The following is a 21,059-nucleotide window of genomic DNA, read 5'->3' on the forward strand; positions in this document are numbered from 1 at the left end:
ATCAGGAGTCAGCCGGCAGTGCGGCGGACTTCTTTGGTCGAGGCGGCGGCAACTGCGTGATCAGGCGGGTGCCGCAGATCACGTCGTGCAGGAACTGCCGCTGGGGATGGAGTCGGGCCAGCAGCAGGTATCCGGCGATGCCGGCGAACATCGCGCCGAAGATCGCCCCGGTGCTGCGGTCCAGGCCCAGCAGGTGCACGCTGGCCAGCGCCGGCAGGAACCAGAGCCAGGCGGCCAGGTAGCGGGCCGTGGCGCGGGCTTGCGTGAGCGGGCGGCCGTTCGCGTCGACGACGCGCAGGTGCCAGGCCCGCATTGCCACGGTCTGGCCGCCGCGCGACCAGAACCAGATGAAATAGATGCCCAGCACCAGGAACAGGAAGGCTTGCAGGCCATGCTGACCGACCAGCGCATTGCGCTGCTGGGTGAGTGTCGAGTAGAGCCAGCCAGCGATGAACACGACGCCGAACAAGACGACGCCTTCGTAGATGAAGGCGGCGAGGCGGCGCATCAGGCCCGGCGGTGTGTCTTTGCCGGCGGCGGGGGCGGAGGTCATCCGGCCAGTTTAGCGGCTGGCTCCGTCGCGCCGGGGGAGCAGCGTGTCCGGGTCGAGCTTCGCATCGCGCGGCGAGCGGATCGGCCGTCCGGGCGCGGCGCTGGCGCCGAGCAGCGGCGGCTCGGCGCGCTGCGTCATCAGCACCGTGGTGGCGCCGGGCAGGGCCTGGACGATCGTCGGGCCAGTCGTCGCGGTCAGCGGCGTGCGCTGGATCGGCGCCTTCGCGCGATTGGGTGTCGGGGGGGCGTCACGGCCGGCCGCCGAGGCCTTCTCCGCGGCGCGCTCCACCAGGCGTTGGCGCTTCTCAGGTGACAGCGCCTGGTAGGCGTCCCACTTCTCGCGCAGTCTGGTTTCCTGTTCTGGCGCGCGGAGTTCGTTCGCGTGCTGATAGCCGATGCGAGCGCGCTGGCGCTCCGCTGGCGACATCCTGGTCCATTCGACCATGCGTTCGCGCAGACGTTGCTGGTGCTCAGCGGGCAGCGTCGGATAACGGGCGGCGATTTCCAGCCACTTGCCCTTGCGGGCACCGTCGAGCTGATCCCATTCCTTGGACAGCGGGGCCAGCGCCTCCTTCTGCGACGCGCTCAGAGAGGCCCAGTTCTGGCTGCTGGTCAGAGCGCCGGGCGTGACCGCCGGCGAGACGGGTCTGACTGGCGACGAGGCGCGCGGTGCGGGCGAGACGACCGAGGTGGCTCCCTCGACCGGCGCGGAAGCGGCGGTGTCCTGGGCCGAAGCCATCGCGGCGCTGAACGCGAGCATGCCGCAGACGGCTGCCGAACTCAGGCGGTGAACCTGACGGCGCGATGTGGAAGGATCAGGGAAGACGCTCAGATCACCCCTCGCGAACGGGAGAAAACGGAAGGAACTGACCACGCAGCGCCTCACTGCGACGATTTGGCTTCGTCGGACTTCTCGCCGTCGGCGGCCCCGTTCGGGTTGTTGGGGTCGGTCTGATCCTCGTTCAGGTATTCGCGGAAGCCAGGATCGCTATACGCCGCCGGCGGCAGCGGCTTGGAGAGCATCTCGGTGTCGAGTTCGGCCGCGCTGCGGATCTGCTCGTACCATTGGCTGTGCTGGATCAGCAGCAGGCCACCCAGCAGCAGCGCCAGCGGCAGCAGGGTCGCGGCCTTTCTCCAGCGCGGGGTCTTCTCGCCGCCGCCCAGGGCCAGCGCGCCGCCGCCCACCTGGCGGATATCGGAGGCGGTCTGTGCAGGGGCCGCGGCGCGTGCCGCCATCGCCCTGGCGAGCGCCTGCTCACGCGCGAAGCGCAGTCGTTCCTGGATGTCGCCGGACAAGGTCTCGCTGTGCTCGGTCAGGCCCGCGGCCACCCGGAGTCCGAAACGGGTCACGCGCGCGTCCGCCTCGAGCGGCAGCGGCGTTCCTGGCGTGTTCTTCTTCATAGCGAGATTCCCTTGGCTTTCAGCGTTTTGGCCAGCGCATGCACGGCGCGGGAGCAGTGTGTCTTCACGCTGCCCTCCGAGCAACCCATGACCGCTGCTGTTTCGGCGACGTCGAGTTCCTCCCAGTAACGCAGGAGGAAGGCTTCCCGTTGACGTGCCGGCAACGCTGCAACTTCCTGTTCGATCGCTGCCAGCACTTGAACGCGCGAGACCTCGTCCGCGGCCGACAGCGCGCCCATCGATCCTTCCCGCGTCTCCAGCGATTCCAGCAGGTCGAAGTCGTCGCCGGGATCGGCGCCTTCGAAGTCCGACAGGTTGCTGAACAGTGCGTTGCGCACCTTCTGCCGCCGGAACCAGTCCATCGTGGCGTTGGACAGGATGCGCTGGAACAGCAGCGGCAGCTCCGCCGCCGGGCGGTCGAAATACTTCTCGGCCAACCGGATCATGGCGTCCTGGACGATGTCCAGCGCGGCGTCCTCGTCTCGAACCATGTAGACCGTGCGCTTGAAGGCGCGTCGATCGGCGGTTTTGAGAAAGTCGTTGAGTTCTTTGTCTGTGGCCAAGGGCTGGCGCCGTCAGAGGGCGGGTCTAGGGCGGTCGAGCGGGCAAAACGGCGCGGATTATCGCATCAGCGCTACAGACTGCGATCGAATCCAGACATGTGCGGGTTTGCATGCATAATCGGCGGCTCGCACACCGCATTTTCTGTCTCAAGTAGGCCGCCCAACCGGGGCGCCCCTGTTTTTGACGCGACGTTTCAAGTCCGCTTCACAAGAGCGCGAGGAGAAGCACCGATGGTTTTTCGTCAGAGAAAAAACTCAGAGGTTCGACATATGGACATGTCTGCCGCGGACATCAAACGTGCAGCGATCACGGAAGCTCGCTCACAACCGCACCCCCATTCCGTCAGTTCTGGTCAGGAACTGAATGGCTCCGAAATCCTGGTTCAGAGTCTTCAGGCCGAAGGCGTGAAGTTCCTCTGGGGCTATCCAGGCGGTGCCGTCCTCTACATCTACGACGCGCTCTACAAGCAGGACGCCATCCAGCATGTGCTGGTACGTCATGAGCAGGCTGCCGTGCATGCCGCCGACGGCTATGCCCGGGCAACCGGCGAAGTCGGCGTTGCGCTGGTGACCTCGGGTCCCGGCGTCACGAACGCGATCACCGGCATCGCGACGGCGTACATGGACTCGATCCCGATGGTGATCATCACCGGTCAGGTCCCGACGCCCGCCATCGGCCTCGACGCCTTCCAGGAATGCGACACCGTCGGCATCACACGCCCGATCGTGAAGCACAACTTCCTGGTCAAGGACGTGCGCGACCTCGCGACGACGCTGAAGAAGGCTTTCCACATCGCGCGCACGGGTCGTCCCGGTCCGGTCGTGGTGGACATCCCGAAGGACGTCTCGCTCAATCGCACTGCGTTCCACTACCCGGAGCGTGTCGAGATGCGCTCCTACAACCCGGTGAAGAAGGGCCACAGCGGGCAGATCCGCAAGGCGGTCCAACTGCTGATGGGCGCCAAACGCCCCTACATCTACACCGGCGGCGGCGTGATCCTGGGCGAGGCCACGGCAGAGTTGCGCCAACTGGTGGACCTGCTGGGCTATCCCTGCACGAACACGCTGATGGGCCTGGGCGCGATGCCTGGCAGCGATCCACGCTTCCTCGGCATGCTGGGCATGCACGGGACCTACGAAGCGAACATGACGATGCAGCACTGCGACGTGCTGCTGGCCGTCGGTGCACGCTTCGACGACCGCGTGATCGGCAACCCGAAGCACTTCTCGTCGGTCGATCGCAAGATCATCCACATCGACATCGATCCGTCGTCGATCTCCAAGCGCGTGCGCGTGGACATCCCGATCGTCGGCGACGTCAAGGACGTGCTGCAGGAACTGATCGCGCAGATCAAGGAAGCGCAGGCAAGACCTGACGCCGACTCGATCAACGCCTGGTGGAGCCAGATCAACGACTGGCGCAAGCGCGACTGCCTGGCCTACAAGCAGTCCAACGAGGTCATCAAGCCGCAGTACGTCCTCGAGACGCTCTGGAACCTGACCCGCGACCGCGACGCCTACTTCACGTCGGATGTCGGCCAGCACCAGATGTGGGCCGCCCAGTTCCTGCGCTTCAACGAGCCGCGTCGCTGGATCAATTCCGGCGGCCTGGGCACGATGGGCGTGGGCCTGCCGTATGCGATGGGCATCAAGCTCGCGAAGCCCGAGTCGGATGTGTTCTGCATCACCGGCGAGGGCAGCATCCAGATGAACATCCAGGAGTTGTCCACCTGCCAGCAGTACAAGACGCCTGTGAAGGTGGTCTCGCTGAACAACCGCTACCTCGGCATGGTGCGGCAGTGGCAGGAGCTCGACTACGGCAAGCGTTACTCGCACAGCTACATGGATGCGCTGCCGGACTTCGTCAAGCTGGCCGAGGCCTACGGACACGTGGGCCTGCTGGTGGAGAAGCCCTCGGACGTGGAGCCCGCGCTGCGGGAAGCGATGCGGTTGAAGGACCGCACCGTCTTCATCGACGTGCGCACCGATCCGACCGAGAACGTCTGGCCGATGGTCCAGGCGGGCAAGGGCATCTCCGAGATGCTGCTGGGGTCCGAGGACCTCTGAGACCGGTGACGGCCTGAAGCTGTCCGGCGAGACGCGCGTTACCGCGCGCGTCGCGACCGGCGGCGGACGGTCCGAATCGCTCAGGGTGAACCGACCTGATTTCCTAGATCGAAGAGCGTGGCCAAGGGCCGACCGGTTACCGCCGGCGGTCTGAAGAGCGCGAAGGACGAGACTTCATGAAACACATCATTGCTTTGCTCATCGAGAACGAGCCGGGTGCGCTGTCGCGCGTCGTCGCGCTGTTTTCCGCCCGGGGCTACAACATCGAGAGCCTGACCGTGGCGCCGACGGAAGACCCGTCGCTGTCGCGGATGACCATCGTCACCAGCGGCAGCGATGACGTGATCGAGCAGATCACCAAGCACCTGAACCGGCTGATCGAGGTCGTCAAGGTCGTCGACCTGACCGAGGGCCGCTACATCGAGCGCGAGCTCATGCTGATCAAGGTGCGCGCCGTCGGCAAGGAGCGCGAGGAACTCAAGCGCACCGCCGACATCTTCCGCGGCCACGTCATCGACGTCACCGAGAAGACCTACACGATCGAGCTGACCGGCGATGCCGGCAAGCTCGACGCCTTCATCGACGCGATCGACCGCAGCGCGATCCTCGAGACGGTGCGTACCGGCACCAGCGGCATCGGCCGCGGCGAACGCATCCTGCGCGTCTGAGCGCATCCTTCACTGAACAACCCCTGACCTGTTTTCCCCGGAGAGACCACCATGAACGTGTATTACGACAAGGACGCCGACCTCAGCCTGATCAAGGGCAAGAACGTCACCATCATCGGCTACGGCTCACAAGGCCACGCCCATGCCCAGAACCTGAACGAGAGCGGCGTGAAGGTCACCGTGGGTCTGCGCCGCGGCGGCGCGTCCTGGGCCAAGGCTGAAGGCGCTGGCCTGAAGGTCGCCGAGATCGCCGACGCGGTGAAGGCTGCCGACGTGGTCATGATCCTGCTGCCCGACGAACAGATCGCCGACGTCTACAAGAAGGAAGTCGAGCCCAACATCAAGCAGGGCGCGTCGCTGGCCTTCGCTCACGGCTTCAACGTCCACTACGGCCAGGTGCAGCCGCGCGAGGACCTGGACGTGTGGATGGTCGCCCCGAAGGCCCCGGGCCACACGGTGCGCAACACCTACAAGCAGGGCGGCGGCGTGCCGCACCTGATCGCCGTCTACGCCGACAAGACCGGCAAGGCGCGCGACCTGGCCCTGAGCTACGCGGCCGCGAACGGTGGCGGCAAGGCCGGCATCATCCAGACTTCGTTCCGCGAGGAGACCGAGACCGACCTGTTCGGTGAGCAGGCCGTGCTGTGCGGCGGCGCCGTCGAGCTGATCAAGGCGGGCTTCGAGACGCTGACCGAAGCCGGTTATGCGCCGGAAATGGCCTACTTCGAATGCCTGCACGAACTGAAGCTGATCGTCGACCTGATCTATGAAGGCGGCATCGCCAACATGAACTATTCGATCTCCAACAATGCGGAGTACGGCGAGTACGTGACCGGTCCGCGCGTGGTGACTGCGGCCACCAAGGACGCGATGCGCCAGTGCCTGAAGGACATCCAGACCGGCGAGTACGCCAAGTCCTTCATCCTGGAGAACAAGGCCGGCGCCCCGACGCTGATCAGCCGCCGCCGCCTGACCGCCGAGCACCCGATCGAGCAGGTCGGCGAGCAACTGCGCGCGATGATGCCGTGGATCAAGGCCAACAAGCTGGTCGACAAGTCCAAGAACTGATCCACGCAGATCGCGTCAGATCAGTCCAGAAGGCCGCGCGGGTCGCACCGCGCGGCCTTTTCCGTTGATGCGCTGGGTTATCCTCCGGCCCCATGAATTCGACCGAAAACAAGAACGTGGACCTGCTCGACGAGGACGAGGCGGACAGCCTCGACGCCCCGCAGCGCCCACGCCACAAGGGCATCTACCTGCTGCCCAACCTCTTCACGCTGGCGGCGCTGTTCAGCGGCTTCTACGCGATCGTGATGGGCATCGGCGGCCGCTTCGAGCAGTCCGTCTACGGCATCTTCGCCGCGATGGTGCTCGACAGTCTGGACGGCCGCGTGGCCCGCATGACCAACACGCAGAGCACCTTCGGCGAGCAGATGGACTCGCTGTCCGACATGGTCTCCTTCGGCGCGGCGCCGGCGCTGATCATGTATTCCTGGGCGCTGCAGGGCCTGGGCAAGTGGGGCTGGTTCGCGGCCTTCGTCTACATCGCGGGCGCCGCGCTGCGTCTGGCGCGCTTCAATACCAACATCGCGGTCGTGGACCGGCGCTTCTTCCAGGGCGTGCCCAGCCCTGCAGCCGCAGCGCTGGTGATGAGCCTGATCTGGGCGCTCGACAGCGCGGGCTACAAGGACATCCACCGCGATCCGACCTTGGCGTGGCTGGCCTTCGGCTTCACGCTCTACGCTGGCCTGACGATGGTGACCAACGCGCCGTTCTACAGCTTCAAGGACATCACCTTCAAGCGCTCGGTGCCCTTCATCGTGCTGGTCGTGATCATGCTGGCCATCGCGGCGATCAACATCGACCCGCCGCGCGTGCTGTTCGGCGTCTTCTGCGCGTACGGCATCTCGGGCTATGTCGTCTATGCGGTTCGGCGCGCCAAGGGCAAACCGGCAAGCGTCATCGCGATGTCGACCGACGAACCTGATGAAGCGGGCCTTCACCGATAGCGAATGCTTGCGGCTCGGTGATTCGCCCACTGACGTTGACGCTGCATAGGCCGCGCCTCTATATTCAACAGCTATGACGTCCCCGGCCCGAATTGCGCTGCTACTACTAGGTGACCTTCGGGTTCGCTAGATCGCGCACGTCCGTCCATCCAGACGCTCATCCCAGATCAACGGCCCGAATGCAACTCGCAACGGGCCGTTCCTGTTTCTGGAGAGTCTGCGAGTTGCGCCCCTGAACCCACAGGAACGCTCTCATGCTCAAGCAACCGCAGACCAAGTACCGCGCCTTCGCCCCCATCGCCCTTCCGGACCGCCGCTGGCCCGACGTGCAGATCACGAAGGCGCCGCTGTGGCTGAGCACCGACCTGCGCGATGGCAACCAGGCGCTGATCGAGCCGATGGATCCGGAGCGCAAGCTGCGCATGTTCCAGATGCTGGTGAAGATCGGCTTCAAGGAGATCGAGGTCGGCTTCCCCTCGGCGTCGCAGACCGACTTCGACTTCGTGCGGCTGCTGATCGAGCAGGGCCACATTCCGGACGACGTGACGATCCAGGTGCTGACGCAGGCGCGCCAACCGTTGATCGAACGGACCTTCGAATCGCTGGTCGGCGCCAAGCGCGCCGTCGTCCATCTGTACAACGCGGTTGCTCCGGTCATGCGCCGCGTCGTGCTCGGCATGAGCGAGGACGAGATCGTCGACCTGGCCGTCACCCACACGCGGATGATCCGTGAGTTCGCCGAGAAGCAGCCGGAGACGGATTTCCGCTTCGAGTACTCGCCGGAGATGTTCTCCAGCGCCGAGTTGAGTTTCTCCAAGCGCGTCGTGGACGCGGTGACCGAGGCCTGGGGCGCCACCCCGGAGCGCAAGATCATCATCAACCTGCCGTCGACGGTCGAGCACTCCACGCCGAACCTGTTCGCCGACATGATCGAGTGGATGGGCCGCAACGTCGAACGACGCGACTGCATCGTGCTGTCGGTGCATCCGCACAACGATCGCGGCACCGGCACGGCCGCCGCCGAACTCTCGATCATGGCCGGCGCGGATCGCCTCGAAGGCTGCCTCTTCGGCAACGGTGAGCGCACCGGCAACCTGGACCTGGTGAACGTCGCGCTCAACCTCTACACGCAAGGCGTGCATCCGGAACTGGACTTCTCCGACATCGACGAGATCCGCCGCTGCGTCGAGCACTGCAACCAGTTGCCGGTGCATCCGCGCCATCCGTACGTCGGGGAACTGGTCTACACCTCGTTCTCGGGTTCGCACCAGGATGCGATCAAGAAGGCTTTCGCCGCCCGCAAGGAGGGCGACATCTGGGAGATCCCTTATCTGCCAGTCGACCCGAAGGACCTGGGCCGCAGCTACGAGGCGGTGATCCGCGTCAACAGCCAGTCGGGCAAGGGCGGCATCTCGTACCTGCTCGAGGCCGAGTACGGCATCGAGCTGCCGCGTCGCCTGCAGATCGAGTTCAGCCAGATCGTCCAGGGCGTGATGGACACCAACGGCAAGGAACTCGGCGCGGCCGACCTGTGGCGCATCTTCGACCGCGAATACGGCGTGAAGCAGGCGCCGTCGCTGCATCCGCAGATCGATACCGCCGAGGACGGCCAGACCCGCGTGCAGGCGCAGGCGGACCTGTGCGTCCGCATGGTCAAGATCGACGGACAGGGCAAGGGTCCGATCGACGCCTTCGTCGAGGGCTTGAACAAGCTGCTGAAGACCCAGGTGCGGGTGCTCGACTACCACGAGCACGCGATGGGTAGCGGCGCCGATGCCCAGGCGGTGGCCTACCTGGAGCTGCGCGTCGGCGACGCGACGCTGTTCGGTGTCGGCATGGACGGCAACATCGCGTCGGCCTCGCTGAAGGCGATCGTCTCCGGCCTGCGTCGTGCGTCGCAACGCGGCGTGCTCAAGCTCGCCGACCGCGTCGCCGTGTGAGGGACCGGGGCGGCCCCCGCGCCGCCCTCGGACGTCTCATGAGGGCGTCTCATTCGTGCGCCGCGCTCGCCGCCTAAACTCGCTGATCGGGCCGCTCCGGCCCGCGGCCCGCCACCGCAAGGAAGCCCCGACATGTCCGACCACTTGATCATCTTCGACACCACGCTGCGCGACGGTGAGCAATCGCCCGGCGCGTCCATGACCAGGGACGAGAAGCTGCGCATTGCGCGTCAGTTGGAGCGGCTGAAGGTGGACGTGATCGAGGCCGGCTTCGCGGCGGCGAGCCAGGGCGATTTCGAGGCGGTCAAGGCGATTGCCGACGCGATCCGCGACAGCACGGTCTGCTCGCTGGCTCGCGCGAACGACCGCGACATCGCCCGCGCCGCCGAGGCGCTCAAGGGGGCTGAGCGCGCCCGCATCCACACCTTCATCGCGACCAGCGAGCTCCACATGGAGAAGAAGCTGCGCATGACCCGCGAGCAGGTGCTGGAGCAGGCGATCCAGGCCGTGCGCTTCGGCCGCAACCTGACCGACGATATCGAGTTCTCGCCGGAGGACGGCTACCGCTCCGATCCGGAGTTCCTCGCCCGCGTCGTCGAGGCGGTGATCCGCGAGGGCGCTCGCACGATCAACATCCCCGACACGGTCGGCTACGCGATCCCGGAGCTTTACGGCCAGTTCATCAAGACGCTGCGCGAGCGCGTGCCGAACTCCGACCAGGCGATCTGGAGCGTCCACTGCCACAACGACCTGGGCATGGCGGTGGCGAACTCGCTGGCCGGCGTGAAGATCGGCGGCGCGCGCCAGGTGGAGTGCACCATCAACGGCCTGGGCGAGCGGGCCGGCAATTGCTCGCTGGAAGAGGTCGTGATGGCGGTGAAGACCCGTCGCGACTACTTCGGCCTGGACGTTCGGGTGGATCCGTCGCAGATCGTCCCGGCGTCGAGGCTGGTCTCGCAGACGACCGGTTTTGTGATCCAGCCGAACAAGGCGGTGGTCGGTGCCAATGCCTTCGCACATGCGTCGGGCATCCATCAGGACGGCGTGCTGAAGGCCCGCGACACCTACGAGATCATGCGCGCCGAGGACGTCGGCTGGAGTGCCAACAAGATCGTGTTGGGCAAGCTGTCCGGCCGCAATGCGTTCAAGCAGCGGTTGCAGGAACTGGGTGTGGTGCTGGAGTCGGAGGCCGAGATCAACGCCGCCTTCGTCCGGTTCAAGGATCTGGCCGACCGCAAGTCCGAGATCTTCGACGAGGACATCATCGCGCTGGTGATGGACGAGTCGGTCTCCCAACTCCAGGAGCATTACCGGCTGGTGGCGCTGGCGCAGCGCTCCGAGACCGGTGAGCGGCCGCAGGCGCAGGTGGTCTTCGCCGAGGGCGAGATCGAACACCGCACCGAGAGCGATGGCAACGGCCCGGTGGACGCGGTGCTCAAGGCGATCGAGAGCAAGGTCCAAAGTGGGGCGGAAATGCTGCTGTATTCGGTCAGCGCGATCACCAGCGGCAGCACAGAATCGCAGGGCGAAGTCACGGTGCGCCTGCAACATGCGGGGCGCGTGGTGAACGGCGTGGGGGCAGATCCCGATATCGTGGTCGCCTCGGCCAAAGCATATTTGAGCGCTCTGAACAAGTTGCAGAGCAAGACGGAGCGGGTCGCCGCCCAAGGTTGACAGGACAACGCACGCGGAGCCCTTGGGCGCGTCGGATGGCACGGATTCAGGTACTTTAAGAGCCTGCGTTAAGTCATTGATCTTGCCGGTCTTTCAGCGATCCCCTACACTCGCGCCCACTGACCTGGGGACTGGATTGAAGACCATTGCGACATTGCTGTCTGGTGCCGCGCTCAGCGGCGTCATGTTGCTGACGGGCTTGACCGCCAGTCTCGCGCCGATCCAATCGGCGCAGGCGGCTACCTCGTCGTCCTCCAAAGCCAAGGTGAAGAGCGTGCGGCAGGCCAAGCCGGCTCCCCGCTCTCCGCGCAAGGTGGCTGCCCGCGCGGCAGCCCCGATCCGGGAAGTCGTCCCGTCCAAACCGTCCTTCGGGACGATGTACGGCCTGCATGACACCGAAGATCCCCTCGACCTGAAATCCAGCGTCGCCTACGTCGTCGACCAGGACACCAATGAGGTCCTGTTCTCGAAGAACCCGTCGGCGGTGCTGCCGATCGCGTCGATCACCAAGCTGATGACCGCGCTGCTGGTCGTCGAGGCGAACCAGTCGCTCGACGACAAGATCGAGATCACCGACGAGGACAAGGACACCGAGAAGTTCACCGGCTCCCGCCTGACGGTCGGCACGACGCTGACGCGCGGTGAACTGCTGCATCTGGCGCTGATGTCCTCGGAGAACCGCGCGGCGCATGCGCTCGGACGCAGCTACCCGGGCGGCCTGGAGACCTTCGTCGCGGCGATGAACGCCAAGGCCCACATGTTGGGCATGATGGACACGCATTACGTCGAGCCGACCGGCCTGTCCAGCCGCAACCAGTCGAGCGCTGCCGATCTTGCCAAGCTGGTCAAGGTGGCGCACGCGTTCCCGCTGATCCGCGAGCTGTCGACCTCGTCCGAGTACACCGTCGCGCTGGGTCGCAAGCAGGTGCGTTTTGGCACGACGAACGGACTGGTCCGCAAGGGCGACTGGGACATCGGCCTGCAGAAGACCGGTTTCATCAACGAGGCTGGCCAGTGCCTGGTGATGCAGGCGCAGCTCGCCGGTCGCAAGCTGATCATGGTGTTCCTGGATTCCGCCGGGAAGTACTCACGCATCGGCGACGCCGAGCGTGTGCGCAAGTGGCTGACGGGAGCCGCGTCGCCGCTGGCGGCCGTGGCAACGCCGGCGGCTGTCAGTGCGACGGCACTCACACCGGTGATCTCGGCCAAGTAAATAGCCGTTCCTGCAATGAAAGAAGCGGGCCTTGCGCCCGCTTCGTCATTTCCGCCTCAAACCCTGCCCGTCGTTTCCGGTCCGCACTGTCAACGACGGCTGCCGGGTTGGCCCTGCTCCGCCAACTCAGCCCCGGAAGCCGAGCGAGGCCGAGATCCGCGTCGCCGTCTCTTTCAGTCGGGGCAACCAGCCTTCCTCCAGCCTGTCCGCGGGTGCCGAAATCGACAGGCCGGCCACCAGCTTGCCCTGGTCGTCGTAGATGCCTGCGGCCATGCAGCGAACGCCGAGTTCGAGTTCTTCATCGTCGCGCGCGACGCCGCGCTGGCGCACCAGCGCCATTTCACGCTCGAGCAGGGTGATCTCGGTCAGGCTGTTGCGTGTATGGCCGGAGAGGCCGGTGCGCGTGGCATACGCGCGAACGCGCTGGGGATCGTCGCTCGCCAGGAAGAGTTTGCCCACCGACGTCAGGTGCAACGGCGCCCGGCCGCCCACCGCGCGCACGACTTGCATGCCGCTGCGTTCGGAGTAGGTCCGCTCGATGTAGACGATCTCATCCCCCTGCCGCACCGACAGGTTGACGGGCTGGTGGGTCAGCTTGTGGAGTTCCCGCATCGGGCCGATCGCGGCCTCGCGGACGTCCAGTCGCGCCTTCACCAGGTTGCCGAGTTCCAGCAGTCGCATGCCCAGCCGGTAGCTGCCGGCTTCGGGCCGGTCCACGAAACGTCCCAAGGTCAGGTCGTTCAGGATGCGGTGTGCGGTCGACGGGTGCAGGCCCGTCGTCTCGCTGATCAACTTCAGCGACACGGGGTCCTGATGCTGGGCCAGAACGTCCAGCAGCGCGAAAGTGCGCTCGAGGACCTGGATGGCGGGGGTCTGCAACTCCTTGGACTTCATGGCGGACGATTGTGAAGGATTTCTCCCCGGTTTTGCATGGCGAAACCGAGAGGGGCCTCCAGAGGGCGCAATCCGTCGTTTTTGCCCATCAGCGGTGCGCGGACCGGGCGGTGACGGGCGTCAGGAGGAAGCGCCGCCGATGGATTGCCGCATTGCGGAACGAGCCGCGAACAGTCCGCTGCGCACGGCGCCTTCGAGTGTCGCGGGATAAGGCCCGGCCAGGTAGTCGCCGGCTGCCCAGACCCCGGGAGCGATCGTTGGGTCGGGGCGGGTCAGTCCCGGTGTGCAGGCGAAGGTCGCTCGCTTCTCGCTGAGCACGCGAACGATCCGCGGTGGCGTCGCCCATCGGAAATGTTCCCGGGCCTGCGTCAGCGCCGCGGCGCCGGTGGCATCCAAACCTTGGGCGACCCATGGCGCGGCGCCGCTGACGACCAGGCTGAACAGTCCCGGATGCTGGCCCAGCTGGCCCAGATCGAAGGCGAACTGGGCGGGCTCTGTCGCCGATTCGCGCAGCGCGACCATCGGCGCCGGCAGCGCCGACCCCATGCTCTCCAGGTAGATGGTGACGATGGGCTGGAACTCGAACGCACCGGCGGCCGCGCTCCAGTGCGGTGCCAGATCGCGGGTGAGCCGTGACGCCTCGACGGACGTGCAGGCCACGATGACCGCGTCGAAGGCGTCGCCGTCGACGACCCAGCGCCGTCCCTCCGCGTCGAGTTGCTGGACTCGCTGCGTGCGGATCTCCGCGCCACGCGACAGCAGCCACGCGCGCGCGGGTGTCGGGAGCAGCGCGCCCAGTCCGCGCCGGGGCAGCAGCAGGTCCGCGCTCCCCGGGCCGCTGAACAGCGCGTCCTTGAGCACCCGCAGGAAGACCTGCGCGCTGGCCTGGCTGGACGGCGTGTTCAGCGCGGCGACGCACAGCGGATCGATCAGGTCGTCACGCACGGTGCGAGGGAGCCCGGCGCAGAGCTGGGCGACCGTCAGCGCCGGATCGCAGCGGAAGCCCCGCATCGTCCACAGGCTGCTTGTCATCAGGAAGCGCAGCCGGTCCCGCAGCGACCACGCCGCGCAGCCCATCACGCCGCGCAAGAAGGCGAGGGTGGGCGGCCCTGGCGGGAGCCGAAGCGTCTCGCGATCGGGATAACGCAGCCGCAGTGGCATGCGGAGCAGGTCGAGGTCGGGATCTCCGCCGACGCGTCGCATCAGCGCCAGCGTGTCCGTGTAGGCGCCGATCAGGATGTGCTGCCCGTTGTCGAGCGTGGGCTCGATGCCTTCCAGGCTGCGCGCCCGCCCGCCGAGCGTGGGCGCCATCTCGAACAGCGTGACCGAGGCGCCCAGCGAGACGGCTTCGACAGCCGCGGCGAGCCCCGCCCAACCGCCGCCGATGACGGCCAAGCGAGTCATGTCAGCGCCCGCGCCAGTTCGTCTTCATCGCGATCCACAGCTTGCGCAGCGGCGTCAGCGCGATGCGCTGGTGCAGGACCTGGAAATTCTCCGCCTCGATCTCGCGCAGCAGCGTGCGGTAGATGTTGGCCATCATGAGCCCCGGCTTCTGCGCCTTGCGGTCGGTATCGGACAGCAGCGACACCGCCTCGTCGTACAGCGCGTGCGCGCGGTTCGCCTGGAACTTCATCAGCGCGGTGAAACGGTCGCTGTAGCCCCAGGGCGCGTCGCGCTTGAGGATCTCGTGCGCCTTCACGTCGAACTGCTGCAGCTCGCTCACCGGCAGGTAGATGCGGCCGCGTCGCGCGTCATCGCCGACGTCGCGAATGATGTTGGTGAGCTGCATCGCCTGACCCAGCTTGTGGGCGTAGGCGATGGTGCCGGGATCCGTGCGGCCGAAGATGCCCGACGCCACCTCGCCCACCACGCCCGCCACCAGGTGGCAATAGCGTTGCAGGCCGGGGTAGTCGAGGTAGCGCGTCTGCTCCAGGTCCATCTGGCAGCCGTCGATGACCGCGAGCAGGTGCTCGACGCGGATGTCGTAGTCCTTGACGTGCGGCATCAGCGCCTTCATCGCCGGATGCGAGGGCTGGCCGTTGAAGGCGCTCATGGCCTCCTTGCGCCACCAGGCCAGCTTGGTCGCGGCGACGCCCGGATCGGACACCTCATCGACCACATCGTCGACCTCGCGGCAGAACGCGTAGAAGGCGGTGATCGCGGCGCGGCGCGGCGGCGGCAGGAAGAGGAACGCGTAATAGAAGCTCGAGCCGCTCGCGGCGGCCTTCTGCTGGACGTACTGCTCCGGCGTGGAAGCGCCGGCGGTCGTCGGGTCGGAGGTCTTGTCGGTCTTGGTGCTCATCGCGCCGTCCCTTCGCGGCGTGTGTTCGTACGGTCTGCCGGCATCGTCATCGCGCGCCACAGCAGGAGCGGCGCGTCGGATGCACCGATCGTCGGCCGTCGCAGCAAGGCGTCGAAACGGTTCGATGCCAGCTTGTCGAGGATGCGGAGGCCGCCTTGTACCACCAAGCGCAGCTCCCAACCGGCCCGGCCCGGAATCCGGCGGGCCAGCGGCGCACCTTCGGCCATCAAGTCGCAGGCCCAATCACAGAGTTCCGCGATCAGCGCACGGGCCGCCGGGCTGTCGCGCAGCGACAGCAGGTCCTGTCCCTCGACGCCGTGACGCCGGCGGTCCTCCAGTGGCGCATAGATCCGGCCGCGTGGACCGTCGACGGTGAAGTCCTGCCAGAAGTTGATCAGTTGCAGCGCCGAGCAGATCGCATCGGAGCGCCGCAGCGACTCGACGTCGTCGATGCCGTACAGGTGCAGCAGCAGGCGCCCGACCGGGTTGGCCGAGCGGCGGCAGTAATCGAGCAACTCGGCGCGGGTCGCGTAATCGGTTTTCACGAGGTCCTGCTCGAAGGCATCGAGGAGATCCTCCAGCAGCGGCACCGGCAGGCGGTACTGGACCAGGACGCGTCCCAGCGGCGCGAACACGCGTGCCGCCCAGCGCGGAGAGGGCGCTTGGCCGGCGGCGATGGCACGCAGGTCGGCGCGATAGTCGGCCAGGTCGCGCAGACGCCGCGAGGGCGTCGCATCGCCTTCATCGGCCAGGTCGTCGGCCGTCCGGGCGAACCGGTAGATCGCCATGATCGCGGGACGCAGGGCCGGCGGGCTCAGCCAGGAAGCGACAGGAAAGTTTTCGTAGTGCTCTATGCTCACGGGCGGCATTCTCCGCTGAGCGGGCGATGTCGTTTGCGTCAACCTGACGTCCCGAACCACGCGCTGTTCGCCGAGGACGTCAATCTCCGCAGACCACGAGCAGTACCCCGGTGAACCGTACGCCGTCGGTTTGACACGTTCGGACACGCTGAATACATTACTGACCAGTCAGTCAGTTACTCCGATGCCCGAGGTCGGGCGTCGTGGCTTTGTCGAGGTGTTCATGCCCCAACGGTCTCTTGTGTCCCTGTCCGCCGGAACGTCCGGCGCCGTGTCCGAATCCGCCTTCGCCGGTTCCTGGGGACGCCTGTCGACGTGGCTGTCGGCGACCGCCGCGATCGCCGCCATGGCCGTGCTGGCCGCCTGCGGCAAGCAGGCCCCGCCGCCGGAGCCGGAGCGCTATGTGCGCACGCTGGTGCTGACGCCGCAATCGGCCGGTCTCCAACGCGAGTTCGCGGCTGAAGTGCGGGCCCGGGTCGAATCACGGCTGTCCTTCCGCGTCGCCGGCAAGATCCTTGAGCGCAAGGTGGACCTGGGATCGGTGGTCAAGCCCGGGCAGGTGCTGGCGCGGATCGACAGCTCGGACCTGGTGCTGGCGCAAGAAGCCGCCAAGTCCAACGTGCTGGCGGCGCGTGTCAACCGCGACCAACTGGGCGCGGACTACAAGCGCTACATCGACCTCCACAAGCAGGGCTTCATCAGCGCCGCCGAACTGGATCGCCGCGACGCCGCCTTCAAGGCCGCGCAGGCGCAGTTCGAATCGGCCCGTGCCCAGTCCGACGTGCAGCGCAACCAGGCGCAGTACTCGAGCCTGATCGCCGATGCGGCCGGTGTCGTCACCGGCGTCGACGCGGAGCCCGGCATGGTCGTGGCCGCCGGCACGCCGGTCGTGCGCGTGGCCAACGATGGGCCGCGGGACATCGTGTTCTCCGTCTCCGAAGACCAGGTCGCGCTGGTACGCGCCGCCGCCGCGCGTCCGGACGGCCTGAAGGTCCGCCTCTGGACCGATACCAAGGCCGACGCGCAGCCGATCAAGCTGCGTGAACTGGCCGCCGCCGCCGATCCGGTGACGCGGACCTTCCTGGTGAAAGCCGAACTGAACAGCCAGAACGTGCACCTCGGGCAGACCGCGACGGTGGTGCTGACCGGCGCGCCATCGGACAACGCGATCAAGCTTCCGTTGAGTGCCGTGATGGAAGTACAGGGCAAGAGTTCCGTGCTGCTGCTCGACCCGAAGACGATGGCGGTACGCCCGCAGGCGGTGACTGTCGTCGGCGCCGAAGGCAACGAACTGGTCGTGCAGGGCCTGTCGCCCGGCATGGAGGTCGTGACCGCCGGCGGCCACGTGCTGACGCCGGGGCAGAAGGTCAAGCGCTTCGTCCCGCCGGGCACGCCGACCGAGGGCGCAGCGCCCGCGCCGGCTCCGACTGTTTCGCGCTGATCCTCGGGAGCCCTGAATGAGCAACCCGAGCCGCGCCGGTTTCAACCTCTCGCGCTGGGCGCTGGAGCATGCCCCGCTGACGCGCTACCTGATGGTGGTGCTGATGGTGCTGGGCTTCGCTGCCTACTTCCAGCTGGGCCAGGACGAAGACCCGCCGTTCACTTTCCGCGCGATGGTCGTGCAGGCCTACTGGCCCGGCGCGACGCCGCAGCAGATGGCGGAACAGGTCACCGACAAGATCGAACGCACCCTGCAGGAGGTGCCGCACGCCGACAAGATCCGCAGCTACACCAAGCCGGGGGAGTCCCTCACCATCTTCCAGGTGAAGGACAACACCGCGCCGACCGAGGTGCCGCAGCTCTGGTACACGGTCCGCAAGAAGATCGGCGACCTGAAGGCCACGCTGCCGCAGGGCGTGCTGGGACCGTTCTTCAACGATGAATTCGGCGACGTCTACGGCTCGATCTTCGCGCTGTCGTCCGACGGCGGTTTCTCGATCGAGGAACTGCGCCAGCAGGCCGAGGCGGTCCGCTCCGAGCTGCTGCGCGTGCAGGACGTGGCCAAGGTGGATCTGTTCGGTGTCCAGGCCGAGAAGCTGTTCATCGAGATCTCGCAGAAGCGGCTGGCCGAACTGGGCCTGGACTTCAACCAGGTGGTGTCGCAGCTCAACGCGCAGAACGCGGTCGAGAGCGCCGGCACGATGAACGCCGGTAGTGCCAACGTGCAGATCCGCATCGAAGGGCAGCTCAACTCGGTCCAGGCGCTGAGCGAATTCCCGATTCGCGGCACCAATACGCAGACCGGCGTGGCCAGCAGCATCCGCCTGGGCGACATCGCCAAGGTCCGCCGCGGCTACGTCGATCCGGCGACGACGATGGTCCGCTTCAACGGCAAGCAGGTCGTCGCGCTGGGCGTGTCGATGGGCAAGGGCGGCGACATCATCGCGCTGGGCAAGGCGCTGCAGACCAGCGTCAAGCGGCTCCAGCAGCAACTGCCCGCCGGCATCACGCTGCAACAGATCCAGGACCAGCCGAGCGCCGTGAAGAGCTCCGTGGGCGAGTTCGTGCACGTGCTGATCGAGGCCGTCATCGTCGTGCTGGGTGTGAGCTTCATCGCCCTGGGCCTGCACACCAAGCCGCTGCGCATCGACGTGTGGCCGGGGCTGGTCGTGGGCATCACGATCCCGCTGGTGCTGGCGATCACCTTCGTGGTGATGCTCTACGCCGGCGTGGGGCTGCACAAGATCTCGCTGGGGTCGCTGATCATCGCGCTCGGCCTGCTCGTCGACGACGCCATCATTGCCGTCGAGATGATGGTGCGCAAGCTCGAGGAGGGCTACGACAAGATGCACGCGGCGACGTACGCCTACGACGCCACCGCCAAGCCGATGCTGACCGGCACGCTGATCACCGCGGTCGGCTTCCTGCCGATCGGCCTGGCGAAGTCCACCGTCGGCGAGTACACCTACGCCATCTTCGCGGTGACCGCGGCGGCGCTGGTGATCTCGTGGATCGTGTCGGTGTACTTCGTGCCCTACCTCGGCGCGCTGCTGCTGAAAACCCGCGCCGGCCACGAGGGCGAGGCGCACGAGGTCTTCGATACGCCGTTCTACAACCGCTTCCGCCGCTGGGTCGCGTGGTGCGTGTTCAACCGCTGGAAGACCATTGGCCTGACGATCCTGGTGTTCGTGCTCGGTCTGGCCGGCATGGGCAAGGTGCAGCAGCAGTTCTTCCCGGACTCGAGCCGGCCGGAGATCCTCGTCGACCTGTGGCTGCCAGAAGGCGCCACCATCGAGGAGAGCAACGTCATCGCCAAGCGCTTCGAGGCCCGCATGGCCAAGGAGCCGCTGGTGGGCAGCATCGCAACCTGGGTCGGTTCGGGTGTGCCGCGCTTCTACCTGCCGCTGGACCAGATCCTGCCCAACACCAACGTCAGCCAGGCCATCATCCTGCCGAAGTCGCTGGCCGACCGCGAGACCTTGCGCCACAAGCTGCCGCAGATCCTGGCCCAGGAGTTCTCCGAGGTGCGCGGCCGCGTGAAACTGCTGCCCAACGGGCCTCCGGTGCCGTACCCGGTGCAGTTCCGCATCGCCGGCGACGATCCCGCGCAGCTGCGGATCTACGCCGATCGCGCCAAGGAGCAGATGCGCGCCAATCCCAACATGGTGGGCGTCAACGACAACTGGAACGAGGCCATCAAGGTCCTGCGGCTTCAGGTCGACCAGGACAAGGCGCGCGCGCTGGGCGTGACCAGCCAGAGCATCGCGCAGGCGGCGCGCATCCTGGTGACCGGCACGACGGTGGCGCAGTACCGCGAGGCCGACCGGCTGATCGACATCGTCCTGCGTCAGCCCGTGCAGGAGCGCGACACGCTGTCCGAACTCGCCAACGCCTACGTGCCGACGGCCTCCGGCCGCTCGGTGCCGCTGACGCAGATCGCCAAGCCCCAGTTCACCTGGGAGCCCGGCGTGATGCACCGCGAGAGCCGCCAGTTCGCGATCACCGTGCAAGGCGATGTCATCGAGGGCCTGCAGGGCGCGACCGTGACGAACCAGCTCTGGCCCGCGCTCGACGCGATGCAGAAGGAGATGCCGCCCGGCTACTCGATCTCGATCGCCGGCGCGGTCGAGGAGAGCAGCAAGGGCACCGGTTCGATCGCGGCCGGCGTGCCGATCATGCTGTTCATCACCTTCACGCTGCTGATGCTGCAGCTGCACAGCTTCTCGCGCGCCATGCTGGCCTTCCTGACCGGCTTCCTCGGCATCGCCGGCGTGTCCGCGGCGCTGTTGATCCTGAACCGTCCGTTCGGCTTCGTCGCGCTGCTGGGCGTCATCGCGCTGATGGGCATGATCCAGCGGAACTCGGTCATCCTGATCGACCAGATCGAGCAGGACCGCAGTCGCGGCGTCCCCCCGGCCCAGGCGATCGTCGAGTCCGCCGTGCGTCGTCTGCGCCCGATCGCCCTGACTGCAGCGGCCGCCGTCCTGGCGATGGTGCCGCTGTCTCGCAGCGTGTTCTGGGGCCCGATGGCGGTGGCGATCATGGGCGGCCTGATCGTGGCCACCGTGCTGACGCTGCTGGCGCTGCCGGCGATGTACGCGGCCTGGTTCCGCGTCGAGCGGGACAAGGACGCCGGCATCGCGCCGTCCACGCATTGATCGCGCACTGACCCCGCACCGACCTCGCAGGGGTTTCCCCCGCCCGGGACGGGCGGGGGTGCGTCGGAAAGCATCGATTCCTTGATTACAATCGCCGGTTTTCCGGATCGCGGAGGGCGGGCCCTGGGCTCTTCCTTCGCTTCATGAATTACCAAGGGGCCGTCGCGCAGGACTGTGCGCAGCGATCGCGACGACCTCAGTTCACCCGGCGCGGGTGGCGAAATTGGTAGACGCACCAGGTTTAGGTCCTGACGCCTTCACGGGCGTGCCGGTTCGAGTCCGGCCCCGCGCACCACACTCTCAACTGATTCCGAGTCC

17 protein-coding genes and 1 tRNA gene are annotated in these 21,059 nt (G+C 66.7%); 10 read left to right on the forward strand and 8 right to left on the reverse strand.

What is annotated here, in order from left to right:
- Window position 1 precedes the first annotated feature (1 nt).
- The 4 genes from AC07PR_RS13100 to AC07PR_RS13115 form a co-directional block, all read right to left on the reverse strand.
- Window positions 2–553 (reverse strand): RDD family protein, encoded by a 552-nt coding sequence (locus tag AC07PR_RS13100; protein ID WP_377152543.1) that lies wholly within the window; start codon window positions 551–553, stop codon window positions 2–4.
- Between the two features lie 9 nt (window positions 554–562).
- A complete protein-coding gene (locus AC07PR_RS13105) occupies window positions 563–1,312 on the reverse strand; it encodes a DUF3106 domain-containing protein (RefSeq protein ID WP_495135552.1) in 750 nt (249 codons plus the stop codon).
- A gap of 122 nt (window positions 1,313–1,434) precedes the next feature.
- Window positions 1,435–1,953 carry a DUF3619 family protein gene (locus AC07PR_RS13110; protein WP_483107323.1) on the reverse strand — a complete coding sequence of 173 codons (519 nt, stop codon included), beginning with the start codon at window positions 1,951–1,953 and terminating at the stop codon, window positions 1,435–1,437.
- Window positions 1,950–2,516: an RNA polymerase sigma factor gene (locus AC07PR_RS13115; protein WP_067275679.1), complete on the reverse strand. Its 567-nt coding sequence runs from the start codon at window positions 2,514–2,516 to the stop codon at window positions 1,950–1,952. Before AC07PR_RS13115 ends, AC07PR_RS13110 begins: the two co-directional genes overlap by 4 nt.
- 270 nt (window positions 2,517–2,786) lie before the next feature.
- On the opposite strand from AC07PR_RS13115, the gene AC07PR_RS13120 reads away from it, so the two are divergent.
- From AC07PR_RS13120 to pbpG, 7 genes are all read left to right on the forward strand, one after another.
- Window positions 2,787–4,583 (forward strand): acetolactate synthase 3 catalytic subunit, encoded by a 1,797-nt coding sequence (locus AC07PR_RS13120; RefSeq protein ID WP_483107322.1) that lies wholly within the window; start codon window positions 2,787–2,789, stop codon window positions 4,581–4,583.
- A 176-nt stretch (window positions 4,584–4,759) separates the two neighbouring features.
- On the forward strand, window positions 4,760–5,251 hold the full coding sequence (ilvN, locus tag AC07PR_RS13125; RefSeq protein WP_431261263.1) for an acetolactate synthase small subunit: 492 nt from the start codon (window positions 4,760–4,762) through the stop codon (window positions 5,249–5,251).
- A gap of 51 nt (window positions 5,252–5,302) precedes the next feature.
- On the forward strand, window positions 5,303–6,319 hold the full coding sequence (gene ilvC / locus AC07PR_RS13130; RefSeq protein WP_067275671.1) for a ketol-acid reductoisomerase: 1,017 nt from the start codon (window positions 5,303–5,305) through the stop codon (window positions 6,317–6,319).
- A 92-nt stretch (window positions 6,320–6,411) separates the two neighbouring features.
- Window positions 6,412–7,260: a CDP-diacylglycerol--serine O-phosphatidyltransferase gene (gene pssA, locus AC07PR_RS13135; protein ID WP_495135553.1), complete on the forward strand. Its 849-nt coding sequence runs from the start codon at window positions 6,412–6,414 to the stop codon at window positions 7,258–7,260.
- 254 nt (window positions 7,261–7,514) lie between these two features.
- On the forward strand, window positions 7,515–9,200 hold the full coding sequence (gene leuA, locus AC07PR_RS13140; protein WP_377152560.1) for a 2-isopropylmalate synthase: 1,686 nt from the start codon (window positions 7,515–7,517) through the stop codon (window positions 9,198–9,200).
- A gap of 132 nt (window positions 9,201–9,332) precedes the next feature.
- Complete coding sequence (locus tag AC07PR_RS13145; protein WP_495135554.1) at window positions 9,333–10,874, forward strand: 2-isopropylmalate synthase; 1,542 nt, start codon at window positions 9,333–9,335, stop codon at window positions 10,872–10,874.
- Between the two features lie 184 nt (window positions 10,875–11,058).
- Entirely contained in the window at window positions 11,059–12,087 is a 1,029-nt protein-coding gene (gene pbpG / locus AC07PR_RS13150) for a D-alanyl-D-alanine endopeptidase (RefSeq protein ID WP_377161804.1), read from the forward strand.
- 126 nt (window positions 12,088–12,213) lie between these two features.
- On the opposite strand, the gene AC07PR_RS13155 is transcribed toward pbpG, so the two are convergent.
- The 4 genes from AC07PR_RS13155 to hpnC form a co-directional block, all read right to left on the reverse strand.
- On the reverse strand, window positions 12,214–12,981 hold the full coding sequence (locus tag AC07PR_RS13155) for an IclR family transcriptional regulator (protein WP_088403548.1): 768 nt from the start codon (window positions 12,979–12,981) through the stop codon (window positions 12,214–12,216).
- Between the two features lie 120 nt (window positions 12,982–13,101).
- Window positions 13,102–14,385, reverse strand: coding sequence for a hydroxysqualene dehydroxylase HpnE (gene hpnE / locus AC07PR_RS13160; RefSeq protein WP_495135555.1), 1,284 nt, complete (start codon window positions 14,383–14,385; stop codon window positions 13,102–13,104).
- Between the two features lies 1 nt (window position 14,386).
- A complete protein-coding gene (gene hpnD / locus AC07PR_RS13165; protein WP_495135556.1) occupies window positions 14,387–15,283 on the reverse strand; it encodes a presqualene diphosphate synthase HpnD in 897 nt (298 codons plus the stop codon).
- Window positions 15,280–16,152 carry a squalene synthase HpnC gene (gene hpnC, locus AC07PR_RS13170; protein ID WP_377152571.1) on the reverse strand — a complete coding sequence of 291 codons (873 nt, stop codon included), beginning with the start codon at window positions 16,150–16,152 and terminating at the stop codon, window positions 15,280–15,282. Before hpnC ends, hpnD begins: the two co-directional genes overlap by 4 nt.
- A gap of 214 nt (window positions 16,153–16,366) precedes the next feature.
- Between hpnC and AC07PR_RS13175 the strand changes: the two genes are divergently transcribed.
- The 3 genes from AC07PR_RS13175 (at window position 16,367) to AC07PR_RS13185 (ending at window position 21,036) form a co-directional block, all read left to right on the forward strand.
- Window positions 16,367–17,584, forward strand: coding sequence for an efflux RND transporter periplasmic adaptor subunit (locus tag AC07PR_RS13175; protein ID WP_495135557.1), 1,218 nt, complete (start codon window positions 16,367–16,369; stop codon window positions 17,582–17,584).
- A gap of 16 nt (window positions 17,585–17,600) precedes the next feature.
- Window positions 17,601–20,741: an efflux RND transporter permease subunit gene (locus AC07PR_RS13180; protein ID WP_377152577.1), complete on the forward strand. Its 3,141-nt coding sequence runs from the start codon at window positions 17,601–17,603 to the stop codon at window positions 20,739–20,741.
- A gap of 208 nt (window positions 20,742–20,949) precedes the next feature.
- Window positions 20,950–21,036: transfer RNA gene (locus AC07PR_RS13185), tRNA-Leu, on the forward strand.
- The last annotated feature ends 23 nt before the right edge of the window (window positions 21,037–21,059 follow it).

Source organism: Roseateles sp. GW821-FHT09H11 (assembly GCF_059415845.1).

Bases quoted from the DNA above. Each gene is read 5' to 3' on its own strand.
- AC07PR_RS13100 (WP_377152543.1), bottom strand. From the start codon at position 553: ATGACCTCCGCCCCCGCCGCCGGCAAAGACACACCGCCGGGCCTGATG.
- AC07PR_RS13105 (WP_495135552.1), bottom strand. From the start codon at position 1,312: ATGCTCGCGTTCAGCGCCGCGATGGCTTCGGCCCAGGACACCGCCGCT.
- AC07PR_RS13110 (WP_483107323.1), bottom strand. From the start codon at position 1,953: ATGAAGAAGAACACGCCAGGAACGCCGCTGCCGCTCGAGGCGGACGCG.
- AC07PR_RS13120 (WP_483107322.1), top strand. From the start codon at position 2,787: ATGGACATGTCTGCCGCGGACATCAAACGTGCAGCGATCACGGAAGCT.
- ilvN (WP_431261263.1), top strand. From the start codon at position 4,760: ATGAAACACATCATTGCTTTGCTCATCGAGAACGAGCCGGGTGCGCTG.
- ilvC (WP_067275671.1), top strand. From the start codon at position 5,303: ATGAACGTGTATTACGACAAGGACGCCGACCTCAGCCTGATCAAGGGC.
- pssA (WP_495135553.1), top strand. From the start codon at position 6,412: ATGAATTCGACCGAAAACAAGAACGTGGACCTGCTCGACGAGGACGAG.
- leuA (WP_377152560.1), top strand. From the start codon at position 7,515: ATGCTCAAGCAACCGCAGACCAAGTACCGCGCCTTCGCCCCCATCGCC.
- AC07PR_RS13145 (WP_495135554.1), top strand. From the start codon at position 9,333: ATGTCCGACCACTTGATCATCTTCGACACCACGCTGCGCGACGGTGAG.
- pbpG (WP_377161804.1), top strand. From the start codon at position 11,059: ATGTTGCTGACGGGCTTGACCGCCAGTCTCGCGCCGATCCAATCGGCG.
- AC07PR_RS13155 (WP_088403548.1), bottom strand. From the start codon at position 12,981: ATGAAGTCCAAGGAGTTGCAGACCCCCGCCATCCAGGTCCTCGAGCGC.
- hpnE (WP_495135555.1), bottom strand. From the start codon at position 14,385: ATGACTCGCTTGGCCGTCATCGGCGGCGGTTGGGCGGGGCTCGCCGCG.
- hpnD (WP_495135556.1), bottom strand. From the start codon at position 15,283: ATGAGCACCAAGACCGACAAGACCTCCGACCCGACGACCGCCGGCGCT.
- hpnC (WP_377152571.1), bottom strand. From the start codon at position 16,152: ATGCCGCCCGTGAGCATAGAGCACTACGAAAACTTTCCTGTCGCTTCC.
- AC07PR_RS13175 (WP_495135557.1), top strand. From the start codon at position 16,367: ATGCCCCAACGGTCTCTTGTGTCCCTGTCCGCCGGAACGTCCGGCGCC.
- AC07PR_RS13180 (WP_377152577.1), top strand. From the start codon at position 17,601: ATGAGCAACCCGAGCCGCGCCGGTTTCAACCTCTCGCGCTGGGCGCTG.